Consider the following 12,430-nt stretch of genomic DNA (forward strand, 5'->3'; position numbering starts at 1 on the left):
ATTCTTAAGAACCCGCTGATTAGCTCATAGTTCCGTGGTCCCGGTTCCGCAATACCGACAGTAACGCCCATCCCCTGAGAGTATCCCGTAGTGATTTCTGCCCTGATCCTTTCCGCCGCCCTTATGGCCCCTGCCGCTCAGGATCTGCCCGACGGCCCTCAGCCATATCAGGCCCCGGCTGCGCAGGCGCCGCAAAATGTGCCCCAAAACTCGCCCATCCTGTCTCCGTCGGCGACAAATAGTGACGCGCCGCCGCCCGCAGCAGCACGGTCTGGCGCGGCGATCAGTGTTGACGCCTATCGCCGCGATTACGAAGGCCCAAAGGACTCGCGCGAACTGAGCTACGATTCCGGGCTCCTGTCGGCCTATGTCAACAAGGAAAATCAGATCGGCAATATGGAGGGGTCGTGGGTCGTGACGACCCTGGATGGCCGCAAGTTGGTCGGGCTTGAGCTACGCAGTGACAATCTGGTCAGCGGCCGTCTCGAAGGCGCATGGCGGTCAATGCTGGCCGGGTTCGGTATGAACAATTCCGGCTTCATTTCCGATATCAACATGACCGGCCGCGATTTCGAGGTCAATTATTTTGCCGGTGGGGCGCGGTCGCCGACCATCCTGCATTTCACCAAGGGCGTCGATGGCCGCTGGGGTGGCTATATGCTCGATACCACGGGACACAAGACCCCCGTCACCCTGACACAGGTGCGCATAGGAAACTAATCGGGCGGAAACTAATCCGGCGCGCCGCCAACGAGCGGTCGTTCATCTGATTTAAAGGTCATTCATCTGATTTAAAGGGCTGGGCGTTACACAAGCGGCACTTTTTTAGGTGCCGTGCAGCAAACGCTTGCGCGGTGGATCGTTAAGGATTAGATGCCGGGCAGAATGAGTCTGCGGCATTATCAAAGGGAGTTCCCATGGCACGCGCAAAGATTGCTTTGATTGGTTCGGGTATGATCGGGGGCACGCTGGCCCACATCGCTGCCCGTGAAGAGCTGGGCGATGTCGTCCTGTTCGACATCATGGAAGGCACGCCGCAAGGCAAGGCGCTCGATATCGCCGAAGCCACGGCCGTTTTCGGCAAGGACGTCTCGCTTAAGGGCGCCAACGATTATGCCGATATCGCCGATGCCGACGTGTGCATCGTCACCGCCGGCGTACCGCGCAAGCCGGGCATGAGCCGCGACGACCTGCTGGGCATCAACCTGAAGGTCATGAAGGCCGTTGGCGAAGGCATCAAACAATATGCCCCGAATGCCTTCGTTATCTGCATCACCAACCCGCTCGACGCCATGGTTTGGGCGCTGCGCGAATTTTCGGGCCTGCCACACAAGAAGGTCATCGGCATGGCCGGTGTTCTCGACTCGGGTCGTTTCGCCTACTTCCTGGCTGAAAAGACCGGCGTGTCGGTCGAAGATATTCACGCCTGGACGCTGGGCGGTCACGGTGACGACATGGTGCCGATGGTGCGCCATTCGACCATTGGCGGCCTGCCGCTGCCGGAATGCGTGGCCCAAGGCTGGTTCACTCAGGAAGAACTCGACGCCATCGTCAAGCGCACCCGTGGCGGTGGCGGTGAAATCGTCGCCCTGCTGAAGACTGGCTCTGCCTTCTACGCGCCGGCGGAATCGGCCATTGCGATGGCCAAGTCCTATTTGCTGGACAAGAAGCGCGTCCTGCCCTGCGCCGCCTATCTCAATGGTGAATACGGTCTGCGCGGCCTCTATGTCGGCGTGCCGGTCGTGATCGGCAAGGACGGCGCCGAACGCATCATCCAGTTCTCGGTCAACGACGACGAAAAGGCCATGTTCGCCAAGTCCGTCGAGTCGGTTCAGGGGCTGATCGCTGCCTGTAAGACGATCGATCCGTCGCTGGCCTAATCTTTCCGGAAAACCGGACGCTAAGGAAGCCGCCCCAAAAAGGGCGGCTTTTTTATTATGAGCTGTGGTAGGCTGCCGTCAGATGTCTGAGGTGGCTGTCTGAGGAGTCTGCCATGCATTATTCATCCCGGTTGTTTACGCTCATGTGGATTGCCCCCCTGGCCGTTCTGTCGGCGTGCAGCAGCCAGGCGGCGAAGGAACAGGGCACCGACAGGGCGGATCGAGGGGGTACGTCGTCGGCGTCCGCCTCTGCGCCTGCCTCTGGCCTTGCCGCCGATGCCGTGGCTGTCACGCCGAGCTTTAATTGCGAGAAAGCCACGCTTAAGGTCGAATTGGCGGTATGCGCTAATGCCCGCTTGGCGCGGCTCGATGGGGAACTGACGCGCCTGTACGACAAGGCCGGAAAGACGCCAGGCATCGACCGGGGACAGTTGCAGCGCCTTCAGGGTGGCTGGCTGAATAAGCGCAATGCCTGTGCGGCAGCGGTGGACGCTAAGGCCTGCCTCATGGATGCCTATGCCGGACGTATTGCCGATCTTAGGTCCGCTTACGCCGCGGTGAATGACGATACCGGCATGAGTCTGGGCCCCATCGTTTGGCATTGCGCGGGTAAGCCAGATGTCGTTTCCACCTTCTTCAACGACACCGCCGGCGGCGACGATTCCTTCGTCTATTTGAAATGGAGCGGCAAGGCTGCCGTACTGGAGCAGGCCGTCAGCGCCTCCGGTGCCCGATATGAGGGGCGGTTGGGCGACGGAGACTATGAATTCTGGACCAAGGGCAATGAGACACAGTTTTCGGTGCCCGGTGCAGTGGGGATTAATTGTACGGAGGCGAACGGATGAAACGATCGATCTTGACGATGGCGGCTTTCGGGGCCTTGCTGCTCCTGTCAGCCTGCGCCGAAAGGCCAATGGGCGGGCCGCACGATCCGGCCCTGGTGCGCGGGCTGATAGACGGCCTGCTGGCACCCATCTCCTTTGTTATTTCCCTGTTTTCCGACACGGTGCGCATGTACGCCTATCCCAATATCGGGCGGTGGTATGATCTGGGATTTTTGATCGGCCTGAGCGCCTGGGGCGGTGGTGCGTCCACCGTGACGCGCTACGTCTATGTCGACCGCCGCACCGGCCGCACCCTGGATATCGAGAATAGATAGTGCCGACATTGCCATATGCCTCTCCGCTGGGTCCGACCCTGGAAACCGAGCGTCTGATCCTGCGCCCGACGGTTGCCGAAGATTTCGACGGCTTTTGCGCCTTTCATGCCGATGACAGCACAATGACCTATCTGGGCGGCGTTCTGCCGCCGCCCGTGGTGTGGCGCAATATGCGATCCATGGCCGGGGCGTGGGCACTGGACGGATTTTCGATGTTTTCGGTGATCGAGAAAACCTCCGGTGACTGGATCGGCCGTATCGGCCCACTCTTTCCGAAGGATTGGCCAGGCCGTGAGGTCGGATGGGGGCTATTGTCCAAATACTGGGGCAAGGGATATGCCAAGGAAGCCGCCATCGCCTCAATGGACTTCGTATTCGACACGCTCGGTTGGGAGGACGTCATCCATAGCATTGATGCGCGCAATGACGGCTCCGCAGCGGTGGCCCGAAGTCTGGGATCTTACCTGATGAGGGAGGCCCGGTTGCCGCCGCCGTTCGAAAGCCACGTCGTTGACATCTGGGGGCAGACGCGGGACGAATGGCGGGTTAATCGGACCCGTCTAATCGGGGCCGTTAAAACGTTCTAAAAAACGGGATTGACACCTGCTGCTATTTAACCGATAGGTTATTTAACGGATTGGTTAAATTGCTTGGTAGAAGGTGACGCCCAATGTCTCAAGACCGCCTGTCCCAGACCCTGACCGCCCTTGCGGACCCGACGCGGCGCGCCATCCTGGCGCGGCTGTCGATGGGGGAGACGTCGGTCACCGAACTGGCCGAGCCTTTCGACATGAGCTTGCCTGCCGTGTCCAAGCATCTCAAGGTCCTGGAAAAGGCCGGTTTGATTTCGCGCGGCCGCGAAGCCCAATGGCGGCCGTGCCGCCTGGAGCCGGAACCGCTAAAGGAGGTCGATGCCTGGATCGGTGAATATCGCAGGATGTGGGAGGCGCGGTTCGATCGCCTTGACGCCTATCTGAAGACGCTCAAGCCCCAGGGACCGACCAACTAGATTTGAGGTTATGGAGGCTGGTGGCAGGCGCGTTTGGAGCGACTTGCACAGTTTCTGGCCGACGATATGCTATCCTTGCAGGAAAGGAAAAGGAATGACAGGCATCCCCACCCATGACGCGACCACAAAAGGTTTTCAAGTCGTCAATACCCGCCGTCTACCATTTACGCAGCACCAGGTGTTTCAGGCCTTTGCCGACCCGGACCAACTGATGATCTGGTGGGGACCGGACGGTTTCACCAACCGCTTCCAAACCTTCGATCTGCGCATTGGCGGACAGTGGTTGTTCACTATGGTCAATGACACCGGCAAGACGTTCGACAATGTCAAGGAATTCCTCGAAATCGAGGCGCCGGAAAAGATCGTTTTTCGCCACCTACAGCCCATGCATGATTTTGTGATGACGGTCCTGACCACGGCGGCGGGACCGCACTGCGATCTGACCTGGATCATGGATTTTGTGCCCGGCAGCGATGAGGATCTCAAACCGTTCCTTCACAACGCCAACGAACAGAATTTCGATCGCCTCGAAGCCCACCTGACCAACACCCTCTAAGGATAAAATTATAATGCCATTGGAAACGCCTTACGCCGAAGACGAAGTCTTTACCCTGTCGCGCACCTTCGATGCCTCGCCCGCCCTTTTATGGGACGTGCTAACCCGGGCGGAACACCTGGCCAAGTGGTTTGGGCCCGTCGGGATGCCCCTGGTCGTCAAATCGCTTGATTTCACCGTTGGCGGCACCTTCCTGTATGGGATGCAGATGCCGACGGGTCTGACCATGTGGGGCAAATGGGTCTTTCGTGACATCCAGGCGCCTAAGGCCCTGGCCTATGTCGTGTCCTTCTGCACCGAAGCGGGTGCCCCTGTGCGCCATCCCATGGCGCCCCTGTGGCCGCTCGAAGTTCTGGCGGTCCAGACGCTGACCGAAAAAGACGGCAAGACCGTCTATGAAAGCCGATCCTACCCGATAAACGCGACGCCGGAAGAGCGCGCCGTCTTCAAGGCTGGCCATGCCAGCATGCAGATGGGCTTCAGCGGCACCCTTGCACAACTCGAGGCCTATCTGGCTCAGGTGCAATCGTGACGCGGTCCGCCACGCCGGAAACCTTCTCGGTCGAACGCATCTACGATCACCCGCTGTCGCTCGTCTTCTGGGCCTTTACCAACCTTGAGGCCAAGACGGTGTGGTACGGTGGTGGTGCGCAGGGCTGGGACGTCACTCATCACAGTCTTGACTTTACTGTTGGGGGCTGGGAGCGGTGGCGAGGACGGCCCAACCCTGAGGCGCCATGGATGACCAATGATGCCCTCTACCTTGATATCCTGGCGGATGAGCGCATTATCTTCAGCTACCACATGACCATGGATGAGGCTCTGTTCACCGTGTCGCAGCAGGTCCTGGAGTTTTCGGCAAAGGGAACCGGTTGCCATCTCAAGGTGGTTGAGCAGATTTTGTTTATCGACGGCGTCGATCATCTCGAAGACCGCGTCGCCGGTACGCAAGGGATGCTCGATACCCTTGCCGCCTATCTGTCTACGCTTCCGGAGAGTACGAAATGATTGCCATGATCGTCATTCTGGTGTTGGCGGCGCTGGTTACCTTCCTGATCGTCGTTGTCGCCAAGCCGAATAATTTCCGCCTGCAAAGATCGGCCACCATCAAGGCAGCGCCGGATGCCATCTATGCCCACATTGCCGACTTTCACCGGTGGCGGGACTGGTCACCTTGGGAGCAACTGGACCCCAATATGACGCGTGCCTACAGCGGCGCCAATGAGGGCGTCGGCGCGGTCTATGACTGGCAAAGCCATGGCAAGGCCGGTCACGGCCGTATGACGATCCGCGAGGCGGCGCCGGGTCAGCGCCTTCTCATCAATCTCGATTTCATCAAGCCGTTCCCCGCCACCAATACGGCCGAGTTCCTGCTTCAGCCGCAGGGTGATGCGACGGTGGTGACCTGGGCCATGTTCGGGCCTTCGCCCTTCATGTCGAAGCTGATGGGGACGCTTATGAATATGGACGACCTTGTCGGTAAGGACTTCGAACAGGGTCTGAGGAATCTGAAACGTGTTAGCGAAGGCGCCTGATCATGAAACTCTTATTGCCTGCTTCCGTCGGTCTTATCCTGCTGACTGCCTGTTCCCCATCGCCGAAAAATGCGCCTGGGGAGGTCGCGTCTTCCAGCCCGTCCGCCGCTTCTGCGGCCCCATCGGTTGACAAGATTCCGGCGGGTGAATACCGGACCGATCCCGCCCACACGGCGCTGACGTTCACGGTCAACCATCTGGGCTATTCTCATTATACCGCGCAGTTCGCCAGTCTCGATGCCCATCTGACGCTTGACCCGGCCCATCCAGAGGCCGCCGTCCTGAAGGTGACTGTAGATCCGCGCTCCCTGCGGCTGCCGACACCGCCCAAGGGCTTTTATGATGAGCTGATGGGCAAGCAATGGTTCGATGCCGCGGCCTTTCCGCAAATTACCTTTGCGTCGACACAGGTAGAGAAAACCGGCGTCAATACCGCCCGGGTGACGGGCGATCTGACCCTGCACGGCATCACCAAGCCGGTCGTGCTCGATGTTACCTTCAACGGCGGCTATCCTGGCATGGCGGGCTTTGACCCTCAGGCGCGGATCGGGTTCTCGGCTCACGGCGTGTTCAAACGTTCCGATTTTGGCATGGGCTACGGCATTCCGGCGCCAGGCAGCCAGATGGGTGTCGGTGACGATGTCGCCTTCACCATCGAAACCGAAATGCAGGGGCCGCCGCTCAAGTCCTAGCCGTTTGTCGCCGCCTTGGTCGCTGCCCGCCGTTGTCTATATCGTTTCTGGAAAAAAGGAATTGTGCGGTGAAAATTACCCCCTATCTCAACTTCGATGGACGCTGTGCCGAAGCGCTCGACCTTTATGCGCGCGTCCTGGGTGGTGAAGTGACGTTCAAGCAGACTTTTGCTGACAGTCCGATGAAGGACGATGTGCCGCCCGAATTTCAAAATGCGGTAATGCACGCCACGCTGACGATTGGCGACCAGACGATCCAGGCATCGGACGCGCCGCCGAACAGGTATGCGCGTCCGGCGGGCTTCATGGTCACTATTGGCCTGGACGATGCTGAAAAGGCCAAGGCCGCCTTCGCCGCTTTCGCAGATGGTGGTACGGTGATCATGGATCTTCAGGCTACGTTCTGGACGCCTCTCTTCGGTATGGTGACAGACCGTTTCGGCACGCCGTGGATGATCAATCTCGACGTTGCGCAGTGATATAGACGCGACCAAGCCGCCCCTTCGCGATCGTTGTGCGGTCAGGCATCTAGTCTCCCATACCGAACGAGCGTATCAACGCGCCTCGGGGAAATAGAGCTTGGCCTCGGGTGTCCACAGGGTTTTCAAGGCGGCATAGGGGATGACATAGTAGTCACCCATGCAGGCACCCATCACGTGGGGCAGATCGGTCAGGGATAGAACCAGCCCCTTGGCATTGAAGGTCAGGCTGTAGCTCGCGCCAAAGCTTTCCGCACCGTCCGGTCCCAAGCATTCGGCGTCGACATCGGCACTGAACCAAGGTGACTCGGGCGTCAGCCGGGCCAGAAGCGCGTCATATTCGGGTGTATTGACTTGGGCTGCGTGGCCGTCGGCATCCTTGCCCGGGTGGGTCAGTTTAAGGACGCGGTTCAGATCGAACACCTCGCCGCGCCTCAGATCGTACATCGAATAGGTAAAGCTGTTGTTGGGGTGGGCACCGCCGCAATAGGTGCTGCCGCCCTCCTGAATGACCAGCAGGCTGTCCGTCGCGTAGGTGACGGTCGACTCATAGCTGTCCCAGTCGCCCAGGGTGCCGCCGGCGGGTCCATCCGATTGCGGCGTGGCCCGACATTCCAAGCCATAGCTGACCATTTCGTACCGGCGCTGGTCCAGCAAGGCGTTGACCTTGGCCAGTGCGGTGGCGTTGGGCGCGGCGGTGAGGCGGATGAAATGTATGCCGGTGTCCTTGTCCGTAGCGGTGCGGTATCCGATGTAGCCCGTGCGTGTTTCGGGGCCGTAGAGGGTTTCGCCCGCCAGTTGGCGAAACAGGTAGGGATCGGCGGTTACGTCGCTGCCGCGGTCCATTGCGAACAGGGTCGATGGATCCGCCGGCTCGCCTTCCGCCTGGCTCTTGCGTGCCGCGACCTGCTTCAGGGTGACCGGCAGGGACTTCCCGTTTGCCGTCCAGGTTCCCGACAGGCCGCCACCTGTGGGGGTTAGTTTCAGGTGGGCTTTTACATCGCAGATGGCCAGGTCATAGGTGCAGCCGTCCGCTAGCTCAGACCACTGGCCCTTATCCAGGCGCAGGGAGATACTGGCGCGGTGTTTGCGATAGAAATATTGGCCTGCGCCGTGATCCCCATTGGTCAGGGTTTCCAGCACAATCGGGCTCTTCCCGATCGTGCCTTCGTAAACGGTCTGGGTAACGGGGGTTGCCGCGTGGACGGTGGTTACCATGCCGGCAAGGAAGACGCCGAGCGCCAGGTATTTCATAGCCATCCATCCTGTTTGAGGGCTTTTTGATAGCTGCGGCTGACGGGGGCCCACAGTCCGCCTTTGAGCGAAAACGAAATGCGGCCATCCGACCGTGTGATGTCGGCGATGGCGTCTTTGGCCACCCACCACGAGCGGTGCACCTGGGACCCCTCGATACCATCCAACTCGCGTATGGCGTCATATAACCGCATCAGGATCAGGGTATCGCCGGCAGAGGTGTAGACGCGCAGGTAGTGGTCCTCGGCGGCCAGGGCAAAGATATCGGCATGGCGGTGTTTGAAGGGCAGGCGCTCGCGGAAAGCGACGCCTGGCTCCAGGGTCTGCGCCGTGGCGAACGCATGACTTTGGATCGGCTGGCGCGAGACCATGACGTGCAGGCCGGTCATGGCCAGGGAGATAACAAGGACCGGTGGGAGATAGACGATCAGCGCCTCGACCTGTGGTGCTCGATGGTTCACCCCGGCCGTGACCAGCCAAGCCAAGATAGTAATCAGCGGCGTAATGCACAGCATCATGACGGTGATGGTTTGCCACAGGTTCAGATTGGTGTAGCGGTCAAGCAGGCGTCCAGCGATTTGCGCGATGATCGTGCCGCCGGCCATCAGGCTGAACCAATACAGGAAGCGCGGCGCAAGCGGCAGGACATTCGTCCCATTGGCGCCGGTGAAGCACAGCACAAGCGCCATACCGGTGGCTATGCCGTAGGTCCGCATCCAGTCCGGGCCGACAATGATCTTCAGCCAAGCTATTGGGATCTTCAGCCACGCTATTGGGGTTTTCAACCCCGCCATTGGCGAAGCGCCAGTTGCAGGCCCTGTATGTTCACGAATTAAGTCGTGCGATTCACGCATGCGTCCGCATATCCAGAAGAGAGTGCTTTCTTATGGAGTATCCCCTTTTCAAAGGAAAGCCCAAAGGACACGCCTGACATGTCATTCCTCGACAACTACACCCATCCGCACCTGCCAACCTTGTCCCTCATCGGCCACGTATCGCCTGTCATCCAGATTCACCTGCTGGCCGCCGTGGCCGCATTCGTCATCGGTGCGGTACAGATTTTCGGACCCAAGGGGACGACCCTTCACCGTATTCTCGGCTGGACCTGGGTCACCTTCATGATGACGGTGGCGGTGTCATCGCTGTTCATCAAGATCATAAATCACGGGCAGTTCAGCTTCATCCATATCTTATCGGGCCTGACCCTGGTTACGGTGCCGCTTCTGGTTTACGCCGCGCGGAAGAAGAACATCAAGGCGCACAAACGTTACGCCACCAATCTGTATGTTGGCGCGCTGCTGATCGCGGGCCTGTTCACCTTCATGCCCGGCCGTCTAATGTGGCAGATGGTGTTCGGGTGACAGCGTTGTCCCCTTTGTCGCCACTGCGTTAGCGGTAACATGCTTGCGGTATCAGGCGAAATCGATCTTCAGAAAATGGCGGGATTAGTCAAATTTATGTGAGTGAGCGGTTGCACACAAGCACGCGCCTCTTTATAAAGCGGCCCGATCACTTAGGACGAGCAACTGAGTTCGCCCTCACATCAAGAGCAGGTTTGCGCTCAATTCTGGGCCTGACCGGTTCTTTCCCCTAAGTCCTGCTAATTGCCAAGATCGGTTCCATGAACATTCACGAGCATCAAGCCAAGGCCGTCCTGAAAGAGTTCGGCGTTGCCGTTCCGCGCGGGTTCGCTGCCTTTTCCCCCAAAGAGGCCGAAAAGGCCGCCAAGGACCTGGCCAAGGAAGCCGGCACCAAGGTTTTCGTCGTCAAGTCGCAAATCCACGCCGGTGGCCGCGGCAAGGGCCGTTTCGAAGGCCTGGGCCCTGATTCCAAGGGTGGCGTTCGCGTCGTAAAGTCGCCCGAAGAGGTCGAAAAGAACGCCGACGAAATGCTTGGCCGTGTGCTGGTAACCCACCAGACCGGCCCTGCCGGCAAGCAGGTCAATCGCCTCTACATCGAAGAAGGCGCCGACATTCGTCGTGAAAACTACCTGTCCCTGCTGGTTGATCGCGTCACCTCGCGCATCAGCGTCGTGGCCTCGACCGAAGGCGGTATGGATATCGAAGAGGTCGCCCATTCGACCCCGGAAAAGATCCACTCCTTCACCATCGATCCGGCGACCGGCGTATTCCCGACCCATGGCCGTGCCCTGGCCAAGGCGCTCAACCTGACCGGCGACCTCGCCAAGCAGGGCGCCAAGCTCCTGTCCCAGCTGTACGCGGCGTTCAACGCCAAGGACATGGACATGCTGGAAATCAACCCGCTGATCGTCACTGGCGATGACAAGCTGATCGTGCTCGACGCCAAGGTGTCGTTCGACTCGAACGCTCTGTTCCGTCACCCGGACATCGTTGCCCTGCGTGACGAAACCGAAGAGGACCAGAAAGAAATCGAAGCGTCGAAGTACGACCTCAGCTATATCGCCCTCGATGGTGAAATCGGCTGCATGGTCAACGGCGCCGGCCTGGCCATGGCTACGCTCGACATCATCAAGCTCTACGGCTCCGAGCCCGCCAACTTCCTCGACGTCGGTGGCGGCGCCACGACCGAAAAGGTAACTGCGGCCTTCAAGATCATCACCTCCGATCCGAAGGTGAAGGGTATTCTGGTCAATATCTTCGGCGGCATCATGAAGTGCGACATCATTGCCGAAGGCGTGATCGCGGCTGTCAAGGAAGTCGGTCTCAAGGTGCCGCTCGTCGTTCGCCTCGAAGGCACCAATGTCGAACTCGGCAAGAAAATCATCAATGAGAGCGGCCTGAACGTGATTGCCGCCAACGATCTGGCCGATGCGGCCGCCAAGATCGTCAAGGCCGTGAAGGGTTAAGCGTATGTCAGTCCTTATCGATCGTAATACCAAGGTCATCACGCAGGGTTTCACCGGCGCGCAAGGCACCTTCCACTCCCAGCAAGCGATTGCCTACGGTACGCAGGTTGTCGGCGGCGTGACGCCGGGCAAGGGCGGCCAGACGCACCTTGACCTGCCCGTCTTCGATACGGTTGCCGAGGCGCGTGAGCGTACCGGCGCCACCGCCACCGCCATCTATGTTCCGCCGCCCTTCGCCGCCGACTCGATCCTGGAGGCCATTGAGGCCGAAATGGAACTGATCGTCTGCATCACCGAAGGCATTCCGGTGCTGGACATGGTCAAGATCAAGCGCGCCCTGTCGGGTTCGAAGTCGCGCCTCATCGGTCCGAACTGCCCCGGCGTCCTGACGCCGAACCAGTGCAAGATCGGCATCATGCCGGGCAATATCTTCTCGCCCGGTTCGGTCGGCGTTGTCTCGCGTTCCGGCACCCTGACCTATGAAGCCGTCTTCCAGACGACCAATGCCGGCCTGGGTCAGACGACCGCCGTCGGTATCGGTGGCGACCCGGTCAAGGGTACGGAATTCATCGACGTGCTGGAAATGTTCCTGGCCGACGACGAAACCAAGTCGATCATCATGATTGGTGAAATCGGCGGCTCGGCCGAAGAAGAGGCTGCTCAGTTCCTGCGCGACGAAGCCAAGCGCGGCCGCAAAAAGCCGATGGCCGGTTTCATCGCCGGCCGCACGGCGCCTCCGGGTCGCCGCATGGGTCACGCCGGAGCCATTATCTCTGGTGGCAAGGGTGGCGCGGAAGACAAGATCGCGGCCATGGAAGCGGCCGGTATCAAGGTGGCGCCATCTCCGGCGGCGTTGGGGGAAACCCTCCTCGCCGTTCTGAAGGGTCTCTAAGAAAAAATTAAGCGCTCCGACCCTGTCGGGGCGCTTAAATTTGACGTATTTAGGTATCAGTAAGCGTAAAGTAACGAACAGTGTCGTTATTGGCTGTTTCGTTCAGTAGTCCGAAGGTTCGGGTGTCGTTGTTGGCCCGCGCCTCAT

General features: G+C 59.6%; 17 protein-coding genes. 15 read left to right on the forward strand and 2 right to left on the reverse strand.

What is annotated here, in order from left to right; genetic code table 11:
• Positions 1–90 precede the first annotated feature (90 nt).
• From RCJ00_RS11985 to RCJ00_RS12040, 12 genes are all read left to right on the forward strand, one after another.
• Entirely contained in the window at positions 91–720 is a 630-nt protein-coding gene (locus RCJ00_RS11985) for a hypothetical protein (protein ID WP_316222166.1), read from the forward strand.
• Between the two features lie 197 nt (positions 721–917).
• Positions 918–1,880, forward strand: coding sequence for a malate dehydrogenase (gene mdh, locus RCJ00_RS11990; RefSeq protein WP_316222167.1), 963 nt, complete (start codon positions 918–920; stop codon positions 1,878–1,880).
• A 113-nt stretch (positions 1,881–1,993) separates the two neighbouring features.
• Positions 1,994–2,725 carry an MliC family protein gene (locus RCJ00_RS11995; protein WP_316222168.1) on the forward strand — a complete coding sequence of 244 codons (732 nt, stop codon included), beginning with the start codon at positions 1,994–1,996 and terminating at the stop codon, positions 2,723–2,725.
• Positions 2,722–3,039, forward strand: coding sequence for a hypothetical protein (locus tag RCJ00_RS12000; protein WP_023456201.1), 318 nt, complete (start codon positions 2,722–2,724; stop codon positions 3,037–3,039). The genes RCJ00_RS11995 and RCJ00_RS12000 overlap by 4 nt, the downstream gene beginning before the upstream one ends.
• A gap of 8 nt (positions 3,040–3,047) precedes the next feature.
• Positions 3,048–3,626, forward strand: coding sequence for a GNAT family N-acetyltransferase (locus tag RCJ00_RS12005; protein WP_411267547.1), 579 nt, complete (start codon positions 3,048–3,050; stop codon positions 3,624–3,626).
• Positions 3,627–3,709: 83 nt separating this feature from the next.
• Entirely contained in the window at positions 3,710–4,048 is a 339-nt protein-coding gene (locus RCJ00_RS12010; RefSeq protein WP_316222171.1) for an ArsR/SmtB family transcription factor, read from the forward strand.
• Positions 4,049–4,142: 94 nt separating this feature from the next.
• Entirely contained in the window at positions 4,143–4,604 is a 462-nt protein-coding gene (locus tag RCJ00_RS12015) for an SRPBCC domain-containing protein (protein ID WP_316222172.1), read from the forward strand.
• 13 nt (positions 4,605–4,617) lie between these two features.
• Entirely contained in the window at positions 4,618–5,136 is a 519-nt protein-coding gene (locus RCJ00_RS12020) for an SRPBCC family protein (protein WP_316222173.1), read from the forward strand.
• Entirely contained in the window at positions 5,133–5,612 is a 480-nt protein-coding gene (locus RCJ00_RS12025) for an SRPBCC domain-containing protein (RefSeq protein WP_316222174.1), read from the forward strand. The genes RCJ00_RS12020 and RCJ00_RS12025 overlap by 4 nt, the downstream gene beginning before the upstream one ends.
• Complete coding sequence (locus RCJ00_RS12030; protein ID WP_316222175.1) at positions 5,609–6,139, forward strand: SRPBCC family protein; 531 nt, start codon at positions 5,609–5,611, stop codon at positions 6,137–6,139. The genes RCJ00_RS12025 and RCJ00_RS12030 overlap by 4 nt, the downstream gene beginning before the upstream one ends.
• A gap of 2 nt (positions 6,140–6,141) precedes the next feature.
• Positions 6,142–6,831 carry a YceI family protein gene (locus tag RCJ00_RS12035; RefSeq protein WP_316222176.1) on the forward strand — a complete coding sequence of 230 codons (690 nt, stop codon included), beginning with the start codon at positions 6,142–6,144 and terminating at the stop codon, positions 6,829–6,831.
• Between the two features lie 68 nt (positions 6,832–6,899).
• Positions 6,900–7,310, forward strand: a complete 411-nt coding sequence (locus tag RCJ00_RS12040) for a VOC family protein (protein ID WP_316222177.1) — start codon at positions 6,900–6,902, stop codon at positions 7,308–7,310.
• A gap of 75 nt (positions 7,311–7,385) precedes the next feature.
• Here the strand turns inward: RCJ00_RS12040 and RCJ00_RS12045 are convergent, their stop codons facing one another.
• Together RCJ00_RS12045 and RCJ00_RS12050 are read right to left on the reverse strand one after the other, a co-directional pair.
• A complete protein-coding gene (locus RCJ00_RS12045; protein WP_316222178.1) occupies positions 7,386–8,564 on the reverse strand; it encodes a hypothetical protein in 1,179 nt (392 codons plus the stop codon).
• Complete coding sequence (locus tag RCJ00_RS12050; protein ID WP_316222180.1) at positions 8,561–9,418, reverse strand: LytTR family DNA-binding domain-containing protein; 858 nt, start codon at positions 9,416–9,418, stop codon at positions 8,561–8,563. Before RCJ00_RS12050 ends, RCJ00_RS12045 begins: the two co-directional genes overlap by 4 nt.
• Before the next feature lie 78 nt (positions 9,419–9,496).
• Between RCJ00_RS12050 and RCJ00_RS12055 the strand changes: the two genes are divergently transcribed.
• From RCJ00_RS12055 to sucD, 3 genes are all read left to right on the forward strand, one after another.
• Positions 9,497–9,925, forward strand: a complete 429-nt coding sequence (locus RCJ00_RS12055) for a DUF2306 domain-containing protein (RefSeq protein WP_316222181.1) — start codon at positions 9,497–9,499, stop codon at positions 9,923–9,925.
• 260 nt (positions 9,926–10,185) lie between these two features.
• Positions 10,186–11,391: an ADP-forming succinate--CoA ligase subunit beta gene (gene sucC, locus RCJ00_RS12060; protein WP_316222182.1), complete on the forward strand. Its 1,206-nt coding sequence runs from the start codon at positions 10,186–10,188 to the stop codon at positions 11,389–11,391.
• A 4-nt stretch (positions 11,392–11,395) separates the two neighbouring features.
• Positions 11,396–12,283 carry a succinate--CoA ligase subunit alpha gene (gene sucD, locus RCJ00_RS12065; RefSeq protein WP_316222183.1) on the forward strand — a complete coding sequence of 296 codons (888 nt, stop codon included), beginning with the start codon at positions 11,396–11,398 and terminating at the stop codon, positions 12,281–12,283.
• Positions 12,284–12,430 lie beyond the last annotated feature (147 nt).

It is taken from the genome of Asticcacaulis aquihabitans (assembly GCF_032490435.1).
Lineage (GTDB): Bacteria > Pseudomonadota > Alphaproteobacteria > Caulobacterales > Caulobacteraceae > Asticcacaulis.